Consider the following 24,056-nt stretch of genomic DNA (forward strand, 5'->3'; position numbering starts at 1 on the left):
GGTTTCAGGAGACACATGAACGCCACACAACAGCCCGGACAGGAGGAGTCGCAAAGCCCCCTCGAGCAGTTCGGCATCAACCTCACGGACCGCGCCCGTCAGGGCAAGCTCGACCCCGTGATCGGACGCGACTCGGAGATTCGTCGGGTCAGCCAGGTGCTGACGCGCCGCACCAAGAACAACCCGGTCCTCATCGGTGAACCCGGCGTCGGCAAGACCGCCGTCGTCGAAGGTCTCGCCCAGCGCATCGTCGCCGGCGATGTCGCCGAGAGCCTCAAGGGGAAGGAGCTCGTCGCCCTCGACATCTCCGCCCTCGTGGCCGGAGCGATGTATCGCGGGCAGTTCGAGGAGCGCCTGAAGAGCGTGCTGAAGGAGATCACCGAATCCGACGGCCGCATCATCACGTTCATCGACGAGCTGCACGTCCTCATGGGCGCAGGGGGCGGCGAGGGTTCCGTCGCCGCCTCCAACATGCTCAAGCCGATGCTCGCCCGCGGCGAGCTCCGCATGATCGGTGCGACGACGCTCAACGAATACCGCGAGTTCATCGAGAAGGATGCCGCGTTGGAGCGCCGTTTCCAGCAGGTGTACGTCGGCGAGCCGAGCGTGGAAGACACCGTCGCCATTCTGCGCGGCCTGAAGGAGCGCTACGAGGCGCACCACAAGGTGGCGATCGCCGACGCTGCGCTGGTGGCGGCATCCTCACTGTCCAACCGGTACATCCCCTCGCGGCAACTGCCCGACAAGGCCATCGACCTCATCGACGAGGCGGCCTCGCGGCTGCGGATGGAGATCGACTCGGCACCGCTGGAGATCGACGAGCTGCGCCGGCACGTCGACCGGCTGAAGCTGGAAGAACTCGCCTTGAAGCGCGAGAAGGACGACGCGTCGAAGGAGCGCCTCGCGGCGCTGCGCGAAACCCTCGCGGGCGAGCAGGCGCGCCTGAATGAGCTGCAGGCTCGATGGGAGCACGAACGTGCGTCGCTGAACCGCGTCGGCGATCTCAAGACCCGCCTGGATGCTGCGCGCGTCGAGGCTGAGCGGGCCCAGCGCGAGGGCAACCTCGAGAAGGCGTCCCGCCTGCTGTATGCCGACATCCCCGCCCTCGAGCGCCAGCTGATGGCCGCCGAGCAGGAGGAGCCCGCGGGCGACCGCATGGTCAACGACCAGGTCACGGACGAAGACATCGCCGCCGTCATCGCCGCGTGGACGGGAATCCCGGTCGGCCGGTTGCTGCAGGGCGAGACCGAGAAGCTGCTGCACCTCGAGGCCGAACTGGGCAAGCGCATCATCGGACAGAAGGAAGCGGTCAAGGCCGTCTCCGACGCGATCCGGCGCTCGCGTGCCGGTATCAGCGACCCGGGGCGCCCGGTCGGCTCGTTCCTCTTCCTCGGCCCGACCGGGGTGGGAAAGACCGAGCTCGCCAAGGCGCTCGCGAACTTCCTCTTCGACGACGAGCACGCGATGGTCCGCATCGACATGTCGGAGTACGGAGAGAAGCACTCCGTCTCGCGGCTGGTCGGCGCCCCTCCGGGGTACATCGGCTACGAGCAGGGCGGACAACTCACCGAGGCCGTGCGCCGGCGTCCGTACAGCGTCGTGCTGCTGGACGAGGTCGAGAAGGCGCATCCAGAGGTCTTCGACATCCTGCTGCAGGTGATGGATGACGGCCGCCTCACCGACGGCCAGGGTCGCACGGTCGACTTCACGAACGTCATCCTGGTGCTCACCTCGAACCTGGGTTCGCCGATCCTCATCGACCCGACCCTGTCGATCGAGCAGAAGCGCGAGCAGGTGCAGGGGCTGGTGCGGCAGGCGTTCAAGCCGGAGTTCATCAACCGTCTCGACGACATCGTGATCTTCCAGGCCCTCACCGAGGACGACCTGGCGCAGATCGTCGAACTCGCCGTCGATGCGCTGCAGCGGCGCCTGCGCGAGCGCCGGCTCACCCTCGCGGTGACCCCGGACGCGCGTGCGTGGCTCGCCGAGCGCGGATACGACCCGATGTTCGGAGCGCGGCCGCTACGCCGCCTCATTCAGTCGGAGATCCAGGACCGCCTCGCCATGGCCATCCTCGCGGGGCGGGTGCGCGACGGCGACGTCGTGCGGGTCGATGTCGCCAGCGACGGTTCGTCGCTCGCACTCACCACCGACGGCCCCTCCGTGGTGCCCGATGTGTCCGACGACGACGAGGTGATCGAGGCCATCCTCGACGACTGACCCCTCCTGCTGTCGCGAGAAACGACATCCTGGGCGAGACAGGACGCGCTGCGTGCTTTCTCAACTCGGATGTCGTTTCTCGCGTGCAGGGTAGCGTCGGGGGATGCGGCGCATGCGGGTGATCCGGGCTCTGTGGGGCTCGACGCATCCGGGCCCCACCCTCGTCGTGACGGCGCTCTCGCTCGCGCTGGGCATCGCTGCGGGGTTGGAGCCGTGGCGGCTCGTGCTGCTGGTCGTGTCCGTTTTCAGCGGACAGGTCTCGATCGGGCTGTCGAACGACGCCATCGACGCGGGCCGCGATCAGGCCGTCGGCCGCACCGACAAGCCGGTCGCCGCGGGCGTCGTCTCCGCGGGCGGCGCGCTGGCGGCCGCTGTGGGCGCCGTCGTGGTGGCTCTCGCGCTGTCGGCACCGCTGGGCGCCGGGATGCTGGCCGCTCACGCCGTCGCGCTCGCGTCGGCGTGGGCGTACAACGCAGGGCTGAAGGCCACGCTGTTCTCGATCGTTCCGTTCCTTGTGACGTTCGGGCTCTTCCCGTCCCTGGCGACGCTGGCGCTGCCTTCGGCGGCCCTCGCGCCCGCCTGGGCCGGGGTGGCCGGAGCGGTCCTCGGAGCCGCGGTGCACCTGACGAACGTGCTGCCGGATCTCGAGGATGATCGCGCCACCGGCATCCGCGGCCTGCCGCACCGGCTCGGTGCGCGGTGGAGCGCCGTCCTCGCGGCGGCCGGGGTCGGAGGCGGTGCCGTGGCGGTCCTCATCGGATCATCCGGGGGAGAGTTGACCGCCGTGCCAGTGCTGGGTTGGGGGTTCTTCGCCGCTGCGGTGGGGGTCGCGGTGGCGACACTCGTGCGGGTGATCGTGCGACCGCCGGATCGGACCGTCTTCCGTCTCGTGATGCTCGCCGCGCTGCTCTTGGCCGCTCAGCTCGTCGCCACCGGCGCCGCCCTGACCGCATAGCGACGGCGGGCGGAGCGACGCTTCGTCTCGCTGCGCTCGCTCAGCGTCCGGGAAGGGAGCGCTGCGCTCGCTCAGCGTCCGGGTCGGGGAGTGTTCTCCGGTGTGGCCTGCGGACCCTGAGCGAGGGAGCGCAGCGACCGAGACGAAGGGTCGAGGGCGTGCGACGCTGACGCTTCGTCTCGCTGCGCTCGCTCAGCGTCCGGGGAGGGGGCGCTGCGCTCGCTCAGCGTCCGGGGAAGGGGGCGTGGCGCTTGCTCAGCGTCCGGGGAACGGGGCGCTGCGCCCGCAACACCGAGGAACGTCCGCGGCGGGGCGGGGTCAGGCGTCGCGGTCGAAGCCCATCGCGTAGGCGTGGGCGAGGAGCGTGCCCGCCGGGGTCGCCAGTGCGGCGCGCATCGCGGCTCGGCGCACGGCGTCGACCCCCGCCGAGGCGGGCCGCCCGAGGAACGTGTTCACGCTCGCGATGACGGCGGAGGTACGCGCCGACGCGCGCCGCCGCCGCTCCCATCGCCGCAGATCCGCCTCCGGCGCCTCGCCCGATCGCATCCACGCGGCCAGCAGCGGAGCCAGGGTCGCGGCATCCAGCAGCCCGAGGTTCATGCCCTGCCCGCCCATCGGGCTGACCTCGTGCGCGGCGTCGCCGATCGCGAACAGCGGTCCGCGTCTCATCCGTGGGGCGACCGCGTGGCGAATGGCGAACCCGTCGGCCGCGCTGATCGATTCCGCGGCGGCATGCTCGCCGCGCGCGTGCAGGGCCGCCCGGAGCACGACCGCACGAGCGGCAGGGTCCTCCGCTCCGTCGGGCGCCGGCGCCACGAACCGGCGCACGCCGCCGGGCAGTGGCAACGACTCGAGCACGCCTTCGCGATCGAGGTGCACGACGGCGTCCGCCGGGCCGTCGGCGATGATGTCGGCCATCACGTACCGGTCGGCGTAGGGCTGCACGCGCACCGCTCCGGTGCGGAAGAGCAGGTCCCGTGACCGTGGCCCTCCGGCCACGACGATGAGCCGGGCCGCCACCTCCACCTCGCCGGATCCCGTCCGGTATCTCACCCGGGGCCGGCCGCCATCGCGCACAGCGGTCACTTCGCCGACGACCGGGTCCGGAGCATCCACCGCCAGCGCACGGTGCGTCGCCGGCTGCGGCAAGGTCGCCACGAACGGGAAGCGCCGCGACAACCGGTCGAACCGCACCACCCCGAGCACGCGGCCGCCCGAGCGCGCCTCTCCGGCCGAGACCCGCCGTGCCGACGCGAGCAACCGCTCGGTGGCGCCGGATGCCTCGAGGGCGGCGAGAACGGGGGGATGGATGCCGATCGCGCGGGAGCCCGCGGATGCGTCGGCGCGACGCTCCACGACGGTGACATCGACGCCCCGCCGGGCGAGTTCTGCCGACAGCAGCGTACCGACGGGCCCCGCGCCGATCACGATCACCTCAGGCATCGCCGCGCGCCTCCGCGAGGAGCCGGAACGGCGCCCCTGGGGCGACCCTCCACCCCGGGCCGAGGGCCTGCGCGAGCTCGTGGCCACGGTAGCTGCGGCGGATGGAGCGCAGCCCGTCGGTGCGGAGGAACGTTCCCGGCGCGAGCGGGGTGATCCCGACGGCGTACAGGCCATACGCGACAGAGCTGCGGGCGATGTCGCTGTGCAGCACGACGCCGCGCGACAGGGCGCGCGAGTCGGCGGCGAAGGTGGCGAGGGATGCCGCGTCGAGGTGATGCAGCACGTGGTTGGACACCACGGCGTCGAACCGCTCGCCGGATGCCACGAGCTCGCGCGAAGCCGCACACACGAACCGCACGGCATCGCTCGCCCGCCCGGAGGCGGCGGTGTGGGCGCGGGGGTCGGGATCGGCGCCGGTGACGCTGAGGTCGACGCCATCCCGCCGCGCCAACGCGGCCAGCCGGACGGCGAGGTCGCCTCCCCCCGAACCGAGGTCGAGCACCCGGGCGGGACGACCCAGCGCCGACAGGTGCGGGCGCAGCCGGGTGCGCCACGTCGTCCCCCACCCCGCGATGAGGCGGTTCACGAGGCCGAATCGGCGATACGTCGCGGCGAGCAGGGCGGGGTCGCACGCCGGGTCGTCCATGAGCTCGGTCAGAATGACGTCGCGTTCCCGCAGGTTCATCGCTGCGCAAGCACCGGCTGCCGGTCGATTCGGGGATGCTGCGGCGCCGACGCATCCCGCACCACCAGACGCGCCGATTCCACGGTGAGCCCCGGGCCGAACGCGAGCGCACCGATGCGCTCGCCGTCGGGCCGGGATTCGTCTTCGAGCATCGCGCGCAGGATGAACAGCAGCGTCGTGCTCGACATGTTGCCGTAGTCGCGCAGCACCGCGCGCGAGGCGCTGAGCGCATCGGGGGCGAGCCCCAGCCCGCTCTCGACCCGATCCAGGATGCTCCGACCGCCCGGGTGCACCGCCCACGTGTCGACCGTGTCCGAGCCGCCGAACACGTCGTCGACGATCGCGCCGATCTCGCGGCCGATGATGCGTGGCACCTGCGCGGTGAGCGTCATCTCGAACCCGTTGTCACCCACGATCCAGGTCATGTCCTCCTCGCCCTCGCCGGTGAGGCGGGTGGCGAAACCGTGGAGGTCGAGCCGTCGCCCTCGTCCGCGCGACGGGTCGCCGGAGACCACGGCGGCCGCCGCGCCGTCGGCGAACAGCGATGCCGAGACGATCTGCTCGGGGTCGTTCGAACTGCGGATGTGGAGCGAGCACAGTTCGACCGCGGAGAGGAGGACGACAGCATCCGGGTCGGCGGCCACGATCCGCGAGGCCAGGCGCAACGCCGGGATCGCGGCGGCGCAGCCGATGAAGCCGAGATGGTCGCGCTCGACGGAGGGGCTGAGGCCGAGATCGTGCACCAGCAGGGCGTCCGGCCCGGGACTGAACAGGCCCGTGCACGACACCGTGATGACGTGGGTCACCTCCGAGGGGTCGGTGTCGGCGGCTTCCAGCGCGGCGCGGGCGGCTTGGGCGAACAGAGGAGGGGCCGCGCGGCGGAACTCGTCGTTGCGCTCCTTGGTCGAGGGGAAGAGGAGACGGCCCTCGTGCTGGATGTGCAGACCGGATGCGGTGCCGCCGAGTTCAGCGAGGACGGTATGGCGCGTCTGGATCGCCGATGCGGCGAAGGCCGCATCGATCCAGCGGCGCGTCCGTCGGTCGAGATCCGGCTGCGCGGCCATGATCGCGCGCACCTGATCCTGTTCGAGACGCGTCGGAGGCAGAGCAGTTCCGAGCCCGGAGATGCTGGCGGTCATGATTCACTCTAGGCATCTGCAGCCGACCCTGGGCCGGGGCTGGTGAGGAGAGGCCGCCCGTGCTACTTCCCGGCCCCGTCCGGCGCCGCCTGGGGAAGGTCGCGTATTCGCCAGAACGGTCCGACGACGACCGGCAGGGCGGAAAGCACGCTCCCGGCTGCCCCGATCCACATCGTCGGCACGACCCCGAGCGCCGAGCCCAACGCCCCGGCGGCCAGCGCGGCGATCGGCATGACGCCCCACACGCAGAAGCGGATCGACGCGTTCATCCGGCCGAGGAGACGGGCGGGTGTGATCCGCTGGCGGAAGGTCACCTGGGTGATGTTGTACAGGAGCAGCGTGAAACTGGAGACGAACCCCTGCGCGACGAGGAGCGGAAAGGCGATCGACGGCACGGAGGCGGCCAAGGGGAGGAGGAGGGCGACGACGCTGAAGCCGACCGAGCTGATCGGGATGGCGCGCCTTTCGCCCAGCCAGCGGACGATCCGGGGCGTCGCCACCGCTCCGGCCAGGCCCCCGATCGCACCGAGCGAGAAGATGACGCCCATCGCTGCGGGGGAGAGGCCCAGCTCGCGCAGCAGGAAGACGGGCAGCAACGTGAACGACAGCGTGCTGAAGAAGTTGGACAACCCGGTCGTTCCGACGATGCGGCGCAGCAGCGGGTTGCCGAAGACCCACCGCAGCCCTTCGCCGATCTCGCGTGCCAGCGGCGCCCGATCTTCGATCTGCCGTGGCTCTTCGAAGTCATGGGTGAACAGCAACGCCACGAACGAGGCGAGATACGTCCCCACGGTCGTGAGCATCGCCAGAGGAGCGCCGATGATCGCGATCAGTCCACCGCCGAGCGCCGGGCCGGCGAGCCCTGCCAGCTGCTGCGTCGATTCCAGCTTGCCGTTGGCCTCGGCGATCTGGCCCGGGCGCACCAGTGAGGGGATGAGGCTCTGGTAGGAGACGTCGAAGAACACCATGGCCACTCCCACGACCAGCGCGGCGAGGAAGAGGTGCCAGATCTGCAGCGTGCCGAGCATCCAGAGCAGGGGAACCATGCCGAGGGCGAGAGCACGCACGGCGTCGGCCCAGATCATGACGTGGCGCTTGCGCATCCGGTCGATCCAGGCGCCTGCGGGCAGCCCCACGACGAGAAAAGCCGCGACCTGCGCGGCGTTGAGGACGCCCACCTCCCACTCCGTCGCATCCAGGAGGAGCACGGCGAGCACGGGAATGGCCAGTCCGGCGATCTCCGCTCCGAACTGACTCAGCGCCTGACCCGTCCACAGCGTGAGGAAGTTGCCATCGCGCCACAGCGAACCGGCGGGGGCGGGCCGGGCCGAGGTCGCTTCATCCGGCGAGGTCGCTTCCGGCGGGAGCGATTGGGACATGCAAATCAGTATCGAAGACCGATTGAGACTTGTCAACCACTTCGCTATCGTGAGCAGATGCCCGATCGGGACGAAGAGCGCGAGGCCGAGGTCATCGCCCGCGCCCTCAGCTCACCGCTGAGGCTGCGTGTGCTGCGCCTCTGCGCGTTCGACGCCCGGACCAACAAGGAGCTGGCCGAGCTTCTGCAGGTGAACCCCGGCACCATGCTCCATCACGTCCGCACGCTGGTCCAGGCCGGGATGCTGGCGCCCCAGGCCGAGCGGATCGGCGCCCGCGGCGCGCGGGAGGTGCCGTATCTGGCGACCGGTCTGTCGTGGCAGACCCGCATTCCCGGTCAGTCGGTCGTGCTCATCGAGACGATGCGGCAGCAGTTGCAGGGCGTGGATCCGGAGCAGGTCCAGGTGATGTGGATGGGTCTGCGTCTCAACGCCGAGCATCGCGAGGAGCTGGACCGCCGCCTGTACGACCTCGTCTCGGAGTTCAAGGACCGCGGCCCCGATCCCGACGGCGAGGCGGCGTCGCTGGTCATCGTGACGCATCCCGACCTCAATCCGCCGCCCGGGGCGGTCACAACTCCGCAAGCTCCGTCGCCCCCGGCGGCGGCAGGGCCTCCGGGCGACGCTTTTGCTGAGTTATGACCGGCTTCGGCTCGGAGTTCAAGGACTGGGGCCCGACCGCGACGGGGAGGCGGCGTCGCTCGTTATCGTGACGCACCGACCCGTCCGCCGCCCGAGCCGGTCACAAATCCGCAAGATCCGTCGCCCCAAGGCCGCGGCAGGGCCCCCAGGTGAGGGTTTTTGCTGAGTTATGACCGACTTCGGCCCGGCATCCGGTCCGCGAGTGGCGGGCCACATGTCTGGACACGCGCCCCAGACTGGCGGACCATCGAGGAACGGCGGAGGGCGCCGTGAAGGAGGCAGCATGTTCGACCCGACCTCCGCGTACAGCGGATTCTCCGTGGATGACATCGACGAGGCGCGCACGTTCTACCGCGACACGCTCGGGCTCGAGGTCGTCGACAACGACATGGGGTTCCTGGAACTCCTCCTCGACTCCGGCGCGCACGTCCTCGTCTACGGCAAGCCGAATCACGAGCCGGCGAGCTTCACGATTCTGAACTTCCCCGTGGCCGAGATCGAGTCGGCCGTGGACGACCTGAACGCGCGTGGCGTGATCACGAAGATCTACGACGACCACGAGTTCCCCACCGACTCGAAGGGGATCCTCCGGGGAGAGGACGGGCCGGCGATCGCGTGGTTCCGCGACCCCGCCGGCAACGTGCTCTCGGTGCTGCAGGCCGACGAGAACTAGTCTCCGCAGCTCAGGCGTCGCCGAGGGCGCCGTCGGGATGCCGCGGCCAGGAGGCGGGCCGCTCGCTACCGGCGGGATAGTCGTCCAGCGGCACATCTCCCCGGCGCCACGCATCCAGAACCGGCTGCACGATCCGCCAGCACTGCTCGGCGGCATCCCCGCGGACGGCCAAGGTGGCGTCGCCGTCGAGGATCCCCGACAGCACTTCGGCGTAGGCCTTCAGCGCGCCGGCGCCGAGGTCGGCCTGGAGCGACGCGCGCGCGAGCTCGAACGGATCGTCGCCGCCGTTGAGGTTGAGTTCCAGCGCCACCCGGTCGGGGCCGAGCGAGAAGCGCAGCACCGAGGGCTCGATGCTTCCCGTCAGGCCGTCGGGGAGGTGGCGCACCGGGCGGAAACGGACGATCACCTCGCGATCCGCGTCATCCAGCGCCTTGCCCGAACGCAGCGTCATGGGCACTCCCCGCCAGCGTTCGGTGCGTACCTCGAAGACCACCTCGGCGAGGGTCTCGGTCTCGTTGGCGGCGTCCACACCGGGCTCGTCCACGTACGCGGGAAGCTCGCGCCCGTTCGCGGAACCGGCGGTGTACCGGGCACGCCGAGACGACGTCTTCGGGTCGTCGTTCCACACGTGCGTGGCGCGGAGCACCGCGGCGGTGGCATCCCGGAAGTCCATCTCGTTCAAGGTCGCCGGAGGCTCCATCGCGAGGATGGCGAGCACCTGCAGCAGGTGGCTCTGGATCATGTCGATGAGGGCGCCGGCGTGGTCGTAGTACCCGGCGCGGCCTTCGAGCCCGAGCGTCTCGTCGTAGCGGATGAGCACCGACTCGATGTGGTCGGCCGACCACACAGGCTGGATGAGGCGGTTCGCGACACGCACGCCGACGAGGTTCAGCGTCGTGGACCGACCGAGGAAGTGGTCGATGCGGAACACCTGCGACTCCGGGACGATCCGCCGGAGCGTGTCGTTCAGCCGGTGGGCGCTGGCCTCGTCGCTGCCGAACGGCTTCTCGAGGGCGAGGATCAGACCTTCGGGCACGTCGATCTCGGTCAGCGCCTCGCAGGCTTGTTCGGCGACCGCGGGGGGAACGGCGAAGTACAGCGCGATGCGTCCCTCGACGTCGGAGAGGAGCGCCCTCAGATCCTCGACGTTGGTGATGTCGGCGCAGGTGTACGTGGTGGATGCGACGGCGTCGAAGGCGTTCGACGAGTCGGTGGTCGCGAAGGAGGTGCGGACGATGTCGCGCCACGCTTCGTCGGAGATGTCCTCCATGCCTGCGCCGCGCAGGCTGATGGAGCGTTGTGGCTCGCGGGCGATGAGCTGCCCGAGCGCCGGGAGCAGCAGTCGTGAAGTGAGGTCGCCGGATGCTCCGAGGATGAGAAGGGTCGTCGTGTCCGCCGCCATGGGGCCACCCTAGCGACGCGGCGGGGAGGCGCTGGGACCCTTGCGCCTCCCCGCCGACGGCGTATCGTCAGCCGCGCAATGCTTCGGCGAGCTTCACCCGCGCGCCCATCCGCAGCAGCGAGTTCTCGTAGATGCGGGCGCCGACCCAGATCGCCGCCGCGCAGGTGGCGATGAGGATCACGAGCGACACGACGGGCTCCCACCACTCGGCGGTTCCGAGGTACAGCCGCAGCGGCATCCCCACCGGTGCCGAGAACGGCACGTACGACATGATGCCCAGCACCAGCGGGTTGTCGTTGAAGAAGATCACCAGGAAGTACGGCGCCATGATGAGCATGGTCAGCGGCGTGGTGGTTGCTCCGATGTCTTCCTGGCGCGACACCATGGCACCGGCGGCCGCGAACAGCGACGCCAGCAGCACGAAGCCGAAGAAGAAGAAGACGGCGAACCACAGCAGGGGTGCGCCCAGCCCCGCGAGCACCTCGGACTGACCGGTGACCGAGAGCCCGACCACGGCGATCGCCGCCAGAGCGATGATCTGCGCCATCGCGAGGATCGTGTTCCCCACGACCTTGCCCGCCAGGAGGGTGCGGACCGGGATCGCAGAGATGAGGATCTCGACGACGCGGGTCTGCTTCTCCTCGACGACGCTCTGCGCGATGGTGCCGCCGAAGATCGACGCGGCCATGAGGAACACGATGCCGAAGCCGAGGGCGACGAAGTACCGCAGGATCTCGTCGGCCGCCCCCTGGGGGTCGAGCAGTTCGACTGCCGGCGACTGGCTGAGCAGGGCCATCAGAGTGCTGGGCACACTGTCGTCGGCGACGATCTTGTAGTCGAACGTGCCGCCCGAGCTGTCGGGCACGAGGGCGGCGTCCACTGTGCCGTCCTTCACCAGTGCGGTCGCGGCATCCGCGTCGTCGGCGACCGTGACGTCGATCCCGTCGACGCCCGTGACGTCGGCTTCGGTCTGACTGGTCACGGCGACGGGGATGCCGTCGTCGCCGCTGCTGTTCGCGGCGAATCCGCCCCAGAGGACCGAGGCCAGCGCGACCAGCAGCAGGATCGCTGTCGAGATGACGAACGCCTTGCTGCGGAGCTTCGAGCCGATCTCTCTTTCGGCGACGAGCCACATGCTCTGCAGCTCGTTCGGTGAGGTGGGGGGCGTGCTCACTGGATGACCTCCTTGAAGATCTCGGCGAGCGATGGGCGTTGCGGCGCGAAGCTCACGACGTCGCCGCGCTCGACGGCTTGGCGCAGCACGTGCTGCGCAGTGATGGCATCCTCGGCTTCGAAGAGGGCGTACCCGCCGTCGAAGTCGAGGACGGAGATGCCCGGTCGCGTGCGCACCCAGCCGGCGTCGCCGCGGGAGACGAGCTCGAACCGGTTCGCGGAGTGCTCGGCGCGCAGCGAGTCCCGCGAGCCGGCCGCGCGGATCGTCCCGCCGGCGATGATGACGAGGTCGTCGCAGAGCCGCTCGACCACGTCGAGCTGGTGAGACGAGAACAGCACGGCGGCTCCGGCCGCGGCGCGCTCCTGGAGCACGCCCGCGACCACGTCCACCGCGAGCGGGTCCAGGCCCGAGAACGGTTCGTCGAGGATCAGCACCTCGGGTTCGTGCACGAGGGCTGCGGCGATCTGCGCGCGCTGCTGGTTCCCCAGAGACAGCGTCTCGACGAGGTCGCCGAGGCGCTCCGACAGCCCGAGACGGTCGAGGAGTGCCTCGGCGTTGGCCGTGGCATCCGCCTTGGAGTATCCGTGGAGGCGGGCCAGGTAGGCAATGTGCTCGCCGACCTTCATCTTCGGGTAGAGCCCGCGTTCTTCTGGCATGTACCCGAAACGCCGCCGGTCAGCGGTGGATGCGTCGCGGCCGTCCAGTACGACACGGCCGGCGTCCTTGGCCAAGACGCCGAGGGCGATGCGCATCGTCGTGGTCTTGCCGGCGCCGTTTCCGCCGACGAAACCCGTCAGACGCCCCGGGGTGATCGTGAAGCTCACGTCGTCGAGCACCCGGCGACCGCCGTAGCTCTTCGTGATGCCTTCGAGCTGCAGCACGTGTCCTCCTCCTTCGGCACCGGTGCGGAGCCGTTGGCATTCACGCTACGGAGGACGCGGGGACGGGGCATCCACCCCGGGGAGGGTCATCGTCCTCCCCCGTGCGGGGGAGGACGCTCAGGCGCGATGCCGGAGGTCGCCCCTTCTCACTCCCGCCAGGGCATGTTCAGATCATCCGGGTCGACATCCACGTCGCCGAAGTCGTCCGGCCCGCCGGTGCCGGGGACGGCTCGCACGTCGTCCGGGTCGATGTCGTCGTCGATCGTGTCGGGAAGCGGGTCCTCCTGCTTGTGCTGGGTGTCGGTGTCGCTCGCGGGGCTGTAGGACATGTCCTTGCGCACCGCATCGCTCTCGGAGAGCTCGGTATCCGTCGTGTACTCGTGTCGGTCGTCGGAGTTCATGACTGCGAGGTTATGTGCGCACTCGGACGTGTCTGGACCCTTGACATTCCGCCCGGCACTGCAGCACGGTCGGGAAGCGCGAGAGTCAGGCGATGCCGGAGCGGTGGGCCAGCACGACGGCCTGCACGCGGTCGCGCGCGCCGAGCTTCTGCAGCACGTTCGACACGTGCGTCTTCGCCGTCGCCTCGCCGATGAACAGGCGCCCGGCGATCTCGGCATTGCTCAGCGCATCCGCCATGAGACGGAGGACTTCGCTTTCGCGTTCGGTGAGCGGCTCGGCGAGACGAAGAGCGGGCCGGGGCGACTCCGGGGCGGCTGCGTCGGAGACGGCGAACCGTTCGATCACGCGCCGGGTCACCTCGGGGGCGAGCAGCGCATCCCCGGCCGCGACCACCCGCACCGCCGAGACGAGCTCCTCGGGACCGGCGTTCTTCAACAGGAATCCGCTGGCCCCCGCGCCGAGTGCCGTGAAGAGGTAGTCGTCGCGGTCGAAGGTCGTGACGATGAGGACCGCAGCGCCCACCTCCGGATCGGCGACGATCGCTCGCGTCGCCTCCAGTCCGTCCATGTCGGGCATCTGCACATCCATGCAGATGACATCGGGTGCGAGGGCGGATGCAGCCGCCACAGCCTCGGCGCCGGTGGAAGCCTCCCCGACCACGACGATGTCGTCTTCCAGCGACAGGATGGTGCGGAATCCTGCGCGCATCATGGCATGGTCATCGGCGAGGAGGACGCGGATCTCAGGCATCTGCGGCGACCCGTCCGGCCAGCGGTACCGTCGCGCGCACGAGATACCCGCCCCGTCCCCGTGGGCCCATCTCCACGGTGCCTCCCGACGCCGACGCGCGTTCTCGCATGCCGACCTGGCCGAGCCCCGGGCGGGAAAGTCCGACCCGGCCGGTGTTGGCGATCTCCAGCTCGACCGCGTCGGCGCCGTACCGGAGCCGCACGTCGGCCGTCGCATCCGGCCCGGCGTGCCGTCGGGCGTTGGTCAGCGCTTCCTGGGCGATCCGGTAGAGGTTCACCTGGACGACGTCGGGCACGTCGAGGGGCTCTCCGACCTCGGTGAACGCCGTGGGGAGCCCGGCCGATGTCGCCTCCTCGGCGAGCTGGGGGACGCCCGCCAGCCCCCGCGTGCTCGCGCTCGCATCCGGTCCCGGATCGGCGCCAGATGTCCGCAACGTCTCCAGCAGGTGCCGCAGTTCACCGAGGGACTCGCGCGCCGACGCCTCGACCCCCTCCAGGATGGTGCGCGCCTGCTCGGGGTCGCGCCCCATGATGGTGCGCGCCGCGCCGGCCTGCACGCCCATGAGCGAGACGTGGTGGGCGACGACGTCGTGTAGTTCGCGTGCGATCCGCACGCGGTCCAGCGCCACCGCCTGGGCGGCCGTCACCTCGCGTTCGAGCTCGAGTTCGCGCGTGCGCTCCTCCAGCGCCCGGCGTTCGCGCATCTGCGTGAAGGCGCGCTCGCCGAAGTAGTAGGCCCCACCGAAGTACAGCGCGTTGAGGAGCACGCTCAGAAGCGTGTAGGCGACGTACGGAGAGAACCCGCCGGCCCGAGACAGGCCTTCGTCGCTCGCCGGGGCCGTCGCATCCTGGAAGGTGACGACCGTCAGCCACAAGAACATGCCGACGATGATCGCCACCCGAACGATGGTCGCGCGACGTCGGTCGTCCGACCACGCGCCGACCGTGTACAACGCGATGAACATCGCGATGTTCCCGGCGTACAGTTCGGGGACGCGCAGGGTGACGGCGGCGAAATAGGCGATCGAGACGATGACGGCGACCGTCGCGGGCCACCGACGTCGCGCGGCCAGCGGTACGGCGAGGGCGAACGCGTACGCCACGGCCAGCGGCATCCCGGCGCTGTCCGACCCGTACAGTCCGGCGATCGATGACAGGACAGCGCTCAGGAGGGCGCCGACGAACACGACGGCCGCGAGGATCACGTCGTTGCGCTGCTGGGCGGGTGTCAGAGGCGGCATCCCTCCACGGTACGGGCGCGGCCAGCCGGGGACATCCGCCTGTGGGGGGAGCACCGGACGTGCGGGAATAGATCCGTGCACAAAGTACTTGCACGTGAATAGACCTGCGGGCCCCCCGCTCCATCTCGAAGGAAGGACACTCGTGACCGAGTACACCATCGGCTACATCGTCGGCAGCATCTCCAGCACGTCCATCAACCGCCGCCTGGCGAAGGCGCTGGTATCCGTCGCACCCGAAGGCGTCGATCTCGTCGAGATCCCGATCTCCGACCTGCCGTTCTACTCGACCGACCACGACACCGACTTCCCCCCGGTGGCACGTGAGTTCAAGCAGGCCATCGCCGACGTCGACGGCGTGATCATCGTGACCCCGGAGTACAGTCGCTCCATCCCCGGCGTGCTCAAGAACGCGCTGGACTGGGCGGCTCGCCCGTACGGCCAGGGGTCCTTGGATGGCAAGCCGACCGCCGTCATCGGCACCTCCGGCGGCCCCATCGCGACCGCCGCCGCACAGCAGCACCTCAAAGCGATCCTCAGTCACATGAACGCGCCGACCCTCGGCCAGCCGGAGGGCTACGTGCAGTCGGCCCCCGGCCTGTTCAGCGACAAGGGCGAGATCACGGATGAGACGACCGCCGCGTTCCTGCGGGCGTACCTGGACGCGTTCACCGCGCTCATCTCTCGTTACGCCGTCGCCGACGAGCGCGGCGAGGCCCGCGCGGCCTGACACCGCATCCCGGACCCGGAAACCCGGCGGAGCCGTCTCGGCCCGCCGGGTTTCTGCTTGTTATGGACAAGTAGCCTTGTTATTTGCAACCATGGCGTCAGCGCCGCCTCCGCGTGGCGCCCGACGAGCCGGAGGCTGCGATGACCAAAATTTTCGTCAACATCCCCACCAATGATCTTGACCGCGCGAAGGCGTTCTACACCTCGCTCGGTGCCGGGATCAATCCGCTCTTCACGGATGAGAACGCCGCGTGCATCGTGTGGGACGACAACATCTACTTCATGGCCGTGACGCGGGGGTTCTTCGCGACCTTCACCGACAAGCAGATCGCCGACACCACGACGACGGCGCAGGCCCTCATCGGCCTCAGCCGAGACTCGCGCGCCGGCGTCGATGAGGTGCTCGAGGCGGGCGTGGCCGCGGGCGGGGTCGAACCTCGGCCCGCGCAGGACTACGGCTTCATGTACAGCCGGAGCCTGGAAGACCCCGACGGCAACCTTCTCGATTTCTTCTACATGGACCCTGCCGCCGCTGAGAACGGCCCGGATGCGTACGTGACGGATCAGGCTCAGGCCTGACGCGTGACCGCGCGCAGTTACGGACAGTATTGCGGCGTCACGACGGCGGTTGAGCTCATCGGCGAGCGGTGGGCGATGCTCATCGTCCGCGACTTGCTCGTCGGGCCCCGTCGCTACACCGACCTCAAGCAGGGCCTGCCCAAGATCCCGACGAACATCCTCTCCGGTCGGCTGAAAGAGCTTCAGGAGGGCGGTGTCGTCCGCCGGGTCCCGTTGGCGAGCTGCGGCCTGGTGTACGAGCTCACGTCGTATGGCCGCCAGCTCGAACCCATCGTCCTCGCCCTCGGGCGCTGGGGATTCGCCCAGATGGGCGAGCCGGACCCCGGCGACGTGGTGACCGCCGACTCGCTCACGATGGCGCTGCGGACGGCCTTCCAGCCGGATGCGGCGGCCTTGCTGCCGACCGCCGACTACGAGCTGCGGGTGGGCGACGTTGCCCTGCGTGCCCGGGTGGACCGGGGCTCGCTGAGCGTGCAGCAGATCGCGCCGCCGGCGCCCCCCGTGGGGGGAGCCGCGCCGGGCGGCGTCCCCGACGTCGTGATCGCCGCGGGACCGGGCATCCGCCTTCTCATCTCGGGCGAGGTGACTCCCGCCGAAGCCCTCGAGCGTGACATCGTCACGGTCATCCGCGGCGACGCCACGCTCCTGGAGCGGTTCGCGGCAACATTCCACATCGCCGTCGCTGTCTCAGCGGCATAAGACCGAAGGAGAACGCCATGGCCGGCGTCATCCACATCGACCTGTTCACCACGCTCGACGGCGTCGCGCAGGCGCCCGGTGCCCCCGACGAGGATCCCGAAGGGGGGTTCGCCTACGGAGGCTGGCAGGCTCCGATCGAGGACGATGCCGTCGGAGAGCGGGTGATGCAGGGCATCCGGAGCATGGATGCGCTGCTCCTCGGGGCGAAGACCTACGACATCTTCGCGGCTTACTGGCCGGTCTACGGCGACGGCCCGGCCGCCGAGATCGCGCGGAGGTTCGACGCCCTGCCGAAGTACGTCGCGTCCCGCGGCAGGCCGGAGCTCGCGTGGGACGGATCGACGTTGCTCGACGGCGACACCGCGGCCGCCGTCGCCGGGCTGCGCGAGAAGCACTCCGAGATCCACGTGATCGGCAGCATCGACTTCGCCCGCACGCTCGTGCGCGAACGGCTGTTCGACGTGCTGAACCTGTGGGTGTATCCGGTCGTCCTGGGCGCGGGGAAGCGGCTGTTTCCCGCGGATGGCCCGGCCTTCGGCCTCACACTCCTCGAGCCGCCGGTCGCGGGGGAGCACGGCGCGCTCCTCCTGCGGTACGGCCCCGGGGGCTCCGTGACCACCGGCACGATGGAGAGCTGACATTCCATCGCATCCTGGGTTCACCGGACCCTGGGTTCACCGGACCCTGGATGCGCGCGTCGTCCGCCGCTAGGAAAGACGCATGGTCAACGACACGAGTGAGATCGACCGGCGCGCCGCACAGGATGTCGGCGCCCTGCAGCGCGAGTGGATTTTCGGATGGGACCGCGTGGAGGGCGAGCCCGCCCGGCGGTTCGAGGAGGTCTTCGGGCGGTACTACGACTTCGACGCGGACGTCCTCCTTTTCGACGACGCCGATCCCGAGCTTCGGACGCACCGGCGGGTGGCCGACTATGCCGACGCGTTCTGGCCGACCTTCTCGGCGTTGCGCTCTGCCCGGCACGCGATCGATGAAGAACCGGAGGTGCTCGTCGCCGGTGACCTCGCCGCAGCGCGCATGGTCTTCATCGCCGTGCTGGTCTCTCCCGAGGGTGCGGTGACCCGCGTGCGCTGCTACAACTCGCAGGTGTGGCGCCGGACGGACGCATCGGGGTGGCACATCGTGCGCGACCAGACGGCGATCTACCCGATCACCGAGGCGGAGGCCGACTCCTACTTCGGGTAGGCCTCAGGCATCGCCGATGCGCTGCAGCACCCGCTGGAGGATGGCGCGTTCGCCGGGATCGATGTTCTCCAGGAAGGCGCGCCGCACCTCGTCGGCGTGACCGCGGACCGCAGCGAGCATGGCGCGCCTGCCCTCCGGCGTGACGGTGATGCGGGTTCCGCGTCCGTCCTCGGCCGTCGGTGTTCGTTCGATGAGCCCGCGCCGCTGCATCCGGGTCACCAGGTGCGACACTCGGCTCTTCTCCCACCCCAGCTGGGCGGCGAGTTCGCCGATGCGCAGTGCCCGATCGGGCGAGTCCAGGATGGCGACGAGGGTGCCGTACTCGCCCTGCGCCAGGCCCGCTCCCTGCTGCAGTTGACGGTCGATCCGGAGGGTCAGGCGGGCGTTGGCCGCAAGGAAGGCGCGCCATAGCGCCCAATCGTCTTCCGTCAGGCCTGTCGCGTTCGCCACTCCACGATTGTAGGCCCGCGGCCTACCTAGGTGAAACTTCACCTACACTGGTTGAAGATGAAACTTCACCTATTTGGAAGGCTGGGAAATGACCCATCCGTTTGAGATCGGTGTCCTCACGTTCGGAGAGATCTCACCCGATCCCCGCACGGGAGTGACGCCGTCACCCCTCACCCGCATGCAGGAGGTGCTCGAGCAGGCCGAACTGGCCGATCAGGTCGGGCTCGATGTGTTCGGCGTGGGGGAGCACCACCGCTCCGACTTCGTGATCGCCTCGCCCCCCGTCGTGCTGGCCGCTGTCGCGCAGCGCACGAAGCGCATCCGCCTGACCAGCGGCGTCACCGTGCTCAGTTCGGAGGACCCCGTGCGGGTCTTCCAGAACTTCGCCACCGTCGACCTGCTGTCGGGCGGGCGCGCCGAGATCATCGCCGGGCGCGGCTCGTTCCTGGAGTCGTTCCCGCTGTTCGGCTACGACCTCGCCGACTACGCGGACCTCTTCCGCGAGAAACTCGACGCCCTCCTCGCCATCCGCGCCGGCAACCCCGCGTCCTGGCCGGGGAGCTTCCACACGCGCGACCTCCGCGGCATCGACATCGCTCCGCGTCCGGTCGGGGATCTGCCGATCTGGGTGGGTGTGGGCGGCACGGCCGCGTCCGCGGTGCGCGCCGGCCAGTTGGGGCTCCCGATGGCGCTCGGCCTCCTCCTCGGACCGCTCAACAGCCTGGCTCCGATGGCCGACATCTACCGGCGAGCGGCCGCCGATGCCGGTCACGACCCGGATTCGCTGCGCGTCGGCATCGGGGCGCACGGGTTCGTCGGGGCCACGAGCCAGAGCGCGCGCGACCTCATGTATCCCGCGTTCCGCGTCGGGATGATGGAGAACAACCATCAGCGCGGGGCCGGGTTCCCGCTTCCGCGCGCGGCATTCGACGCGCAGTCCACCGCCGCCGGTGGACTGCTGGTGGGAAGCGTGCAGGAGATCATCGACAAGCTCATGACCTACCGCGAGGTCTACGGCGCGAGCCGCGTGACCTTCCAGATCGGCTACGGCGGGCTCTCGCAGGCCGACCACCTGGCTGCCATCGAACGCATCGGTACCGAGGTCGCACCCGTCCTCCGCCGCGAGACCGGACGGGTCGACGCCTTCGGGAGGGTCGTATGAGCCTGGAGGTGGTTGTCGTCAACGGCAGTCCCCACGTGCCGTCCAAGACCATGGCGCTCGCCGACCTCATCACCGGAACCCTCGGTGAGCTCCTGCCCGTGTCCGTTCGCCGCGTGGATGTCTACCGGCTCGGGCCGGGGCTCACCGAGGCGACCGAACGGGGCGAGGTGAGCGCCGACGTCGAGGCGGAGCTTCGCGCCATCGAGGAGGCCGACGTCCTGGTCGTCGCGGTCCCGGTGTTCCGCGGCTCATACCCGGGCATGTTCAAGCACGTGTTCGACCTCGTCGACCAGTACGCGCTCGCGAATAAGCCGGTGATCCTGGCTGCCACGGGGGGATCCGAGCGGTTCGCGCTCGTGCTGGAGCACGAACTGCGCCCTCTCTTCGGGTTCTTCCAGGCGGCGGTCATGCCGGTCGGCTTCTACGTCAACGCCGGCGACATCGACGGGGGGACGGTGCTCAACGCCGAGGTGTACAGCCGCATCCAGGTGGGGCTGCAGGACGTGCTTCCCCAGCTCGAGCGCCTCGCCGGGGCCGACGCGTACGCGGCGTGAGGCGGATCAGCCGAAGATCATGGGCCGGTCGTCGTCGGCTTCGGGGCCGGTGAGATCGAGGTCGACGACCACCGGCACGTGATCGCTCGGCACCTGGCCCTTGCGCTCATTGCGGTGGATCTGGGCGCCGGTGACCGCGTCGGCGAAGGCGTGGGAGCCGAGGATGAAATCGATCCGCAGCCCTTCGTTGCGGGGAAAGCGCAGCTGCTTGTAGTCCCAGTAGGTGTAGCCGGTGGGGATGAGCGGCCGGACGACATCGGTGACGCCGGCTGCTTCCAGCGCCGCGAAGGCCTCGCGCTCGGGAGGTGAGATGTGGGTCGAGAAGCCCTGCACCATCTGGGGGACACCGTTGTCGGCGTCGGTGGGGGCGATATTGAAGTCGCCGGTCAGCGCGAACGCGAGATCGGGCGTCCGCGCGAGGGTGTCGGAGGTGTACTGCTGCAGCGCGCTGAGCCACTCCAGCTTGTAGTAGTAGTGCGGGTCGCCGAGGGAGCGGCCGTTGGGGACGTACAGGCTCCACACCTTCACCCCGCCGACAGTCGCGCCGATCGCGCGGGCCTCCTGCGGAGCATCCGGACCGTCGTGACCCTTCGCGAAGCCGGGCATGCCCGGGAACCCGATCTCGACGTCGGTGAGCGGCTCACGGCTGGCGATCGCGACGCCGTTCCACTGGTCGAGGCCGTGCGCGGCGACGTGGTACCCGGCCTCTTCGAACGCCTCAGTGGGGAACTGGTCGGTCTTGCACTTGATCTCCTGCATCGCCAACACGTCGATGTGCTCGCGCACCGCGAAGTCGAGGATGCGGGGGAGGCGAGCGCGGATCGAGTTGACGTTCCAGGTGGCCAGACGCATGAATCCCACCCTACGGGCGCCCGCCGACGCGCCGCTGCCGCATCCTGGCCTCCATGTCTCACTTCCTGCAAGGATCCGGGTCGATTCCTGCAGGAAGGGAGACATGGACCGCGGATGCTGAGACTTGGTGCGGATGCTGGGACATGGGCACGGCGCGCGACGGGCGCCTGCCGACGCCGCGGACAAGCCGGCGCGCGCCGCTCAATAGACTCGGGGCATGACGATCGCCTCCACGCCCGAGCTCGAAGCCGACCGCCAGAACCTCATCGACCTCATCACTGCGGAGGCGGTCTTCCACGGCGACTTCACCCTCTCCAGCGGCAAGAAGGCGACGTACTACGTCGACATGCGCAAGCTCACGCTCGACCACCGGGCGGCTCCCGCGATCGGGCGCATCATGCTCGATCTGATCGGCGACCTCGACGGCGTGGCCGCCGTGGGCGGCCTGACGCTGGGCGCCGACCCGATCGCGAACGCGGTCCTGCACGAGTCGGTACGCGCGGGCCGGCCGCTGGATGCGTTCGTCGTCCGCAAGGAGCCCAAGGACCACGGCCGCGGCCGCCAGATCGAGGGCGCGGATGTCGCGGGCAAGCGCGTCGTCGTCGTCGAAGACACGTCCACCACCGGGCAGTCGGCGCTGAAGGCCGTCGAGGCACTGCGCCGCGAAGGTGCCGAGGTGGTCGCCGTCGCGGTCATCGTCGACCGAAAGACCGGCGCTCAGGCCGCCGTCGAGGCGGAGGGGCTGCGGTGGCTCGCCGCGATCGACCTCGACGACCTGGGCCTCCAGCCGCAGTAGCCCCGCCAGCGCCGAATGCACGGCATCCTGTCCACTGCACGGCTTTCCAGCGCCGCAAGCCCGTGCACTCGACGAGAAGTCGTGCACTCGGGGGCGGGAGGGGGCGCGACGCGCGGCAGGTCAGTCGCGGTCGCGGCGGCGGGAGCGCACGAACTGCACGATGAACGCGACGAGCGTGCCCGAGAGGATCACGAGCCCGACGAGCAGCAGGAGCGTGCGGTCATCCATCAGGGTCGGCGTCCCTCGGCGGCATCGGCGACGAGCTTCGCGATCCGCGCGGCGCGTGTCTCGGGTCGACGGGCGGTGTCGACGTTGGTGATACCCATCTTGCGAACGGACGGAGGGAACGCGTCCCATGCCGCCCGCGCCGCCGGCAGCATGTCCAGCGCGGCGGCCAGGTCGTCGGGCTCGCGCAGCGCCTCGGCGTTGTCCAGCACGCTCCACGCGCCGTTCGCCTTCGCGACCTCGATGGCACGGATGCCGGCCTCGGCGAGCAGTGCGGCCGCTTCGAGCTGCGCCACCCGCGCCTTGTTGGTCGCCGCCCAGCCGCTCGTGGGGCGCCGCGGTGCGAACCAGAGGCCCCCGCGGTGCTCGTCGAAGGTGCGGACCGGTCCGTCGATCCAGCCGAAGCACAGCGCGTGGAGGATCGCGTCCTCGTAGCTGATCAGCGCGAGCTCGGAACCGGGCCGCGGGCGGACGAGCCACACGCCCGTGGAGGTGGCGTGGTTGTCGTCCAGCCACGCGCGCCAGGTGGAGGCATCCCGCGCCTCGACCCTCTCGCCGTCGTCGAGCACGCCCATCAGAGGCCTTGGGAGGGATCCGCGTCGGGAAGCTCCGATTCGACCGGCTCTGCCCGTACGAGGTCGGCGACGGAGTCGAGCACCTCGTCGGGCCGGAACGGGTACCGCCTGATCTCGGCCTCGTCGCTGATGCCGGTCATCACGAGCACCGTGTGCAGCCCCGCCTCGATACCGGCGACCACGTCGGTGTCCATGCGGTCGCCGATCATGCCGGTGTTCTCGGAGTGCGCGCCGATGCGGTTGAGCGCCGAGCGGAACATCATCGGGTTCGGCTTGCCGACGACGTACGGCTCCATGCCGGTGGCCTTCGTGATCAGCGCCGAGATCGCTCCGGTGGCCGGCACCACGCCCTCCACCGAGGGCCCCGTCGCATCCGGGTTCGTCGCGATGAAACGCGACCCCGCGCCGATGTATCGGATGGCCTTGGTGATGGCCTCGAACGAGTAGTTGCGGGTCTCCCCGACCACGACGTAATCCGGGGTCGACTCGGTCATGATGAACCCCGCCTCATGCAGGGCCGTGGTCAAGCCGGCTTCACCGACGACGAATGCGGTGCCATGGGGCATCTGGGAGGCGAGGAAATCGGCGGTCGCCAGCGCCGACGTCCAGATCGACTCCTCCGGGACGATGAGCCCGGATGCGCGCAGACGCGCGCTCAGGTCGCGGGGCGTGAAGATCGAGTTGTTCGTCAGAACCAGGAAAGGCGTGCCGTCGTCGCGCCACTGATCGAGCAGCTCCGCGGCTCCGGGGATCGGCGTGCTCTCGTGCACGAGCACGCCATCCATGTCGGTCAGCCAGCACTCGATATCGGCCCGCGTGCGCATGGCCCCACCCTATGCCCGACTCCGGACAGGCAGGATGCCGCCTCAGGACGAGAGCGTCCACTCGGAGATGTTCGTCTTGAACAACCCCCGCAGGGCGAAATCGTAGGTCTCGCCGATCTCGATGCCGTCGCCGAAGTCGGTGTAATAGTCGCCGCACGAGGTGACATAGAGCGTGATGTCGTTGCCGCGCCGGCCCTCCTCCTCGACGATGTCGGTCACGGTGCAGTCGGTGACGCCGGGGAGGGGGATGTAGGCCTGGGCGACGAAGAGGCCGAAGCCGCCCAGGACGATGACGGCGAGGACGATCGAGATGATCTGCGCCTTGCGCGACCGGGGTGCCGGAGCGGCGGAGGGAGTGCTCACCCTCCCTTTCTAACAGTCTTATGCCGTCATCGGCATGAGACGCGACGGCGCCCTCCCGCGAGCGGT

The 24,056-nt window shown here is 69.8% G+C and carries 27 protein-coding genes; 12 read left to right on the forward strand and 15 right to left on the reverse strand.

Translation table 11 applies throughout. The annotated features are described in order from the left end of the window. Positions 1–15 precede the first annotated feature (15 nt). Together AC4FS1_RS12685 and AC4FS1_RS12690 are read left to right on the forward strand one after the other, a co-directional pair. Positions 16–2,220, forward strand: a complete 2,205-nt coding sequence (locus AC4FS1_RS12685; RefSeq protein ID WP_491155526.1) for an ATP-dependent Clp protease ATP-binding subunit — start codon at positions 16–18, stop codon at positions 2,218–2,220. 103 nt (positions 2,221–2,323) lie between these two features. After that, positions 2,324–3,175: a UbiA family prenyltransferase gene (locus AC4FS1_RS12690; protein ID WP_491155528.1), complete on the forward strand. Its 852-nt coding sequence runs from the start codon at positions 2,324–2,326 to the stop codon at positions 3,173–3,175. Between the two features lie 318 nt (positions 3,176–3,493). Here the strand turns inward: AC4FS1_RS12690 and AC4FS1_RS12695 are convergent, their stop codons facing one another. The 4 genes from AC4FS1_RS12695 to AC4FS1_RS12710 all read right to left on the reverse strand — a co-directional run bounded on the left by AC4FS1_RS12695 (position 3,494) and on the right by AC4FS1_RS12710 (position 7,821). Further along, the gene (locus AC4FS1_RS12695; RefSeq protein WP_491155530.1) at positions 3,494–4,618 is read right to left on the reverse strand and encodes an FAD-dependent oxidoreductase; all 1,125 of its coding nucleotides are present in this window, start codon (positions 4,616–4,618) and stop codon (positions 3,494–3,496) included. Further along, positions 4,611–5,303: a methyltransferase domain-containing protein gene (locus tag AC4FS1_RS12700; RefSeq protein ID WP_491155532.1), complete on the reverse strand. Its 693-nt coding sequence runs from the start codon at positions 5,301–5,303 to the stop codon at positions 4,611–4,613. The genes AC4FS1_RS12695 and AC4FS1_RS12700 overlap by 8 nt, the downstream gene beginning before the upstream one ends. Next, positions 5,300–6,442, reverse strand: a complete 1,143-nt coding sequence (locus AC4FS1_RS12705; RefSeq protein WP_491155533.1) for a type III polyketide synthase — start codon at positions 6,440–6,442, stop codon at positions 5,300–5,302. The genes AC4FS1_RS12700 and AC4FS1_RS12705 overlap by 4 nt, the downstream gene beginning before the upstream one ends. A 62-nt stretch (positions 6,443–6,504) precedes the next feature. Next, entirely contained in the window at positions 6,505–7,821 is a 1,317-nt protein-coding gene (locus AC4FS1_RS12710) for an MFS transporter (protein ID WP_491155534.1), read from the reverse strand. A 57-nt stretch (positions 7,822–7,878) separates the two neighbouring features. On the opposite strand from AC4FS1_RS12710, the gene AC4FS1_RS12715 reads away from it, so the two are divergent. Both AC4FS1_RS12715 and AC4FS1_RS12720 read left to right on the forward strand, forming a co-directional pair. Beyond that, positions 7,879–8,460, forward strand: a complete 582-nt coding sequence (locus tag AC4FS1_RS12715; RefSeq protein WP_491155536.1) for an ArsR/SmtB family transcription factor — start codon at positions 7,879–7,881, stop codon at positions 8,458–8,460. A gap of 283 nt (positions 8,461–8,743) precedes the next feature. Beyond that, entirely contained in the window at positions 8,744–9,133 is a 390-nt protein-coding gene (locus tag AC4FS1_RS12720) for a VOC family protein (RefSeq protein ID WP_491155538.1), read from the forward strand. Between the two features lie 10 nt (positions 9,134–9,143). Here the strand turns inward: AC4FS1_RS12720 and AC4FS1_RS12725 are convergent, their stop codons facing one another. The 6 genes from AC4FS1_RS12725 to AC4FS1_RS12750 form a co-directional block, all read right to left on the reverse strand. After that, positions 9,144–10,535 carry a glucose-6-phosphate dehydrogenase gene (locus AC4FS1_RS12725; RefSeq protein ID WP_491155540.1) on the reverse strand — a complete coding sequence of 464 codons (1,392 nt, stop codon included), beginning with the start codon at positions 10,533–10,535 and terminating at the stop codon, positions 9,144–9,146. Positions 10,536–10,602: 67 nt separating this feature from the next. Then, positions 10,603–11,670 (reverse strand): ABC transporter permease, encoded by a 1,068-nt coding sequence (locus AC4FS1_RS12730; protein ID WP_491155730.1) that lies wholly within the window; start codon positions 11,668–11,670, stop codon positions 10,603–10,605. Positions 11,671–11,705: 35 nt separating this feature from the next. Next, entirely contained in the window at positions 11,706–12,590 is an 885-nt protein-coding gene (locus AC4FS1_RS12735; RefSeq protein ID WP_491155542.1) for an ABC transporter ATP-binding protein, read from the reverse strand. Positions 12,591–12,736: 146 nt separating this feature from the next. Then, positions 12,737–12,991: a hypothetical protein gene (locus AC4FS1_RS12740; RefSeq protein ID WP_491155544.1), complete on the reverse strand. Its 255-nt coding sequence runs from the start codon at positions 12,989–12,991 to the stop codon at positions 12,737–12,739. 85 nt (positions 12,992–13,076) lie between these two features. Further along, positions 13,077–13,742 carry a response regulator gene (locus tag AC4FS1_RS12745; protein WP_491155546.1) on the reverse strand — a complete coding sequence of 222 codons (666 nt, stop codon included), beginning with the start codon at positions 13,740–13,742 and terminating at the stop codon, positions 13,077–13,079. After that, entirely contained in the window at positions 13,735–14,982 is a 1,248-nt protein-coding gene (locus AC4FS1_RS12750; RefSeq protein ID WP_491155547.1) for a sensor histidine kinase, read from the reverse strand. Before AC4FS1_RS12750 ends, AC4FS1_RS12745 begins: the two co-directional genes overlap by 8 nt. A 142-nt stretch (positions 14,983–15,124) precedes the next feature. On the opposite strand from AC4FS1_RS12750, the gene AC4FS1_RS12755 reads away from it, so the two are divergent. The 5 genes from AC4FS1_RS12755 (at position 15,125) to AC4FS1_RS12775 (ending at position 18,189) form a co-directional block, all read left to right on the forward strand. Next, positions 15,125–15,709 carry an NADPH-dependent FMN reductase gene (locus tag AC4FS1_RS12755; RefSeq protein WP_491155549.1) on the forward strand — a complete coding sequence of 195 codons (585 nt, stop codon included), beginning with the start codon at positions 15,125–15,127 and terminating at the stop codon, positions 15,707–15,709. A 140-nt stretch (positions 15,710–15,849) separates the two neighbouring features. Then, positions 15,850–16,287 (forward strand): VOC family protein, encoded by a 438-nt coding sequence (locus AC4FS1_RS12760; protein WP_491155551.1) that lies wholly within the window; start codon positions 15,850–15,852, stop codon positions 16,285–16,287. A gap of 3 nt (positions 16,288–16,290) precedes the next feature. Then, the gene (locus AC4FS1_RS12765; protein ID WP_491155552.1) at positions 16,291–16,986 is read left to right on the forward strand and encodes a winged helix-turn-helix transcriptional regulator; all 696 of its coding nucleotides are present in this window, start codon (positions 16,291–16,293) and stop codon (positions 16,984–16,986) included. 17 nt (positions 16,987–17,003) lie between these two features. Beyond that, a complete protein-coding gene (locus AC4FS1_RS12770; protein WP_491155554.1) occupies positions 17,004–17,624 on the forward strand; it encodes a dihydrofolate reductase family protein in 621 nt (206 codons plus the stop codon). Positions 17,625–17,706: 82 nt separating this feature from the next. Beyond that, a complete protein-coding gene (locus AC4FS1_RS12775; RefSeq protein WP_491155556.1) occupies positions 17,707–18,189 on the forward strand; it encodes a Cif family virulence factor in 483 nt (160 codons plus the stop codon). A gap of 3 nt (positions 18,190–18,192) precedes the next feature. On the opposite strand, the gene AC4FS1_RS12780 is transcribed toward AC4FS1_RS12775, so the two are convergent. Then, entirely contained in the window at positions 18,193–18,639 is a 447-nt protein-coding gene (locus AC4FS1_RS12780; RefSeq protein ID WP_491155558.1) for a MarR family winged helix-turn-helix transcriptional regulator, read from the reverse strand. Positions 18,640–18,727: 88 nt separating this feature from the next. Here AC4FS1_RS12780 and AC4FS1_RS12785 point away from each other — a divergent pair, with 88 nt between their 5' ends. Further along, a complete protein-coding gene (locus AC4FS1_RS12785; protein WP_491155560.1) occupies positions 18,728–19,801 on the forward strand; it encodes an LLM class flavin-dependent oxidoreductase in 1,074 nt (357 codons plus the stop codon). Continuing rightward, a complete protein-coding gene (locus AC4FS1_RS12790) occupies positions 19,798–20,355 on the forward strand; it encodes an NAD(P)H-dependent oxidoreductase (protein ID WP_491155562.1) in 558 nt (185 codons plus the stop codon). The genes AC4FS1_RS12785 and AC4FS1_RS12790 overlap by 4 nt, the downstream gene beginning before the upstream one ends. Positions 20,356–20,361: 6 nt before the next feature. Here AC4FS1_RS12790 and AC4FS1_RS12795 read toward each other — a convergent pair whose 3' ends face one another. Further along, positions 20,362–21,207 carry an exodeoxyribonuclease III gene (locus tag AC4FS1_RS12795; RefSeq protein ID WP_491155564.1) on the reverse strand — a complete coding sequence of 282 codons (846 nt, stop codon included), beginning with the start codon at positions 21,205–21,207 and terminating at the stop codon, positions 20,362–20,364. A 217-nt stretch (positions 21,208–21,424) separates the two neighbouring features. On the opposite strand from AC4FS1_RS12795, the gene pyrE reads away from it, so the two are divergent. Next, entirely contained in the window at positions 21,425–22,003 is a 579-nt protein-coding gene (pyrE, locus tag AC4FS1_RS12800) for an orotate phosphoribosyltransferase (protein ID WP_491155566.1), read from the forward strand. 227 nt (positions 22,004–22,230) lie between these two features. On the opposite strand, the gene AC4FS1_RS12805 is transcribed toward pyrE, so the two are convergent. From AC4FS1_RS12805 to AC4FS1_RS12815, 3 genes are read right to left on the reverse strand one after another with little or no spacing between them, the layout of a single operon-like run. Then, positions 22,231–22,803 carry a YdeI/OmpD-associated family protein gene (locus AC4FS1_RS12805; protein ID WP_491155568.1) on the reverse strand — a complete coding sequence of 191 codons (573 nt, stop codon included), beginning with the start codon at positions 22,801–22,803 and terminating at the stop codon, positions 22,231–22,233. After that, the gene (locus AC4FS1_RS12810; protein WP_491155569.1) at positions 22,803–23,627 is read right to left on the reverse strand and encodes an HAD-IIA family hydrolase; all 825 of its coding nucleotides are present in this window, start codon (positions 23,625–23,627) and stop codon (positions 22,803–22,805) included. The genes AC4FS1_RS12805 and AC4FS1_RS12810 overlap by 1 nt, the downstream gene beginning before the upstream one ends. 42 nt (positions 23,628–23,669) lie before the next feature. Then, positions 23,670–23,990, reverse strand: a complete 321-nt coding sequence (locus AC4FS1_RS12815) for a hypothetical protein (RefSeq protein WP_491155571.1) — start codon at positions 23,988–23,990, stop codon at positions 23,670–23,672. Positions 23,991–24,056: the final 66 nt, after the last annotated feature.

Source organism: Microbacterium sp. Z12_35 (assembly GCF_058310475.1).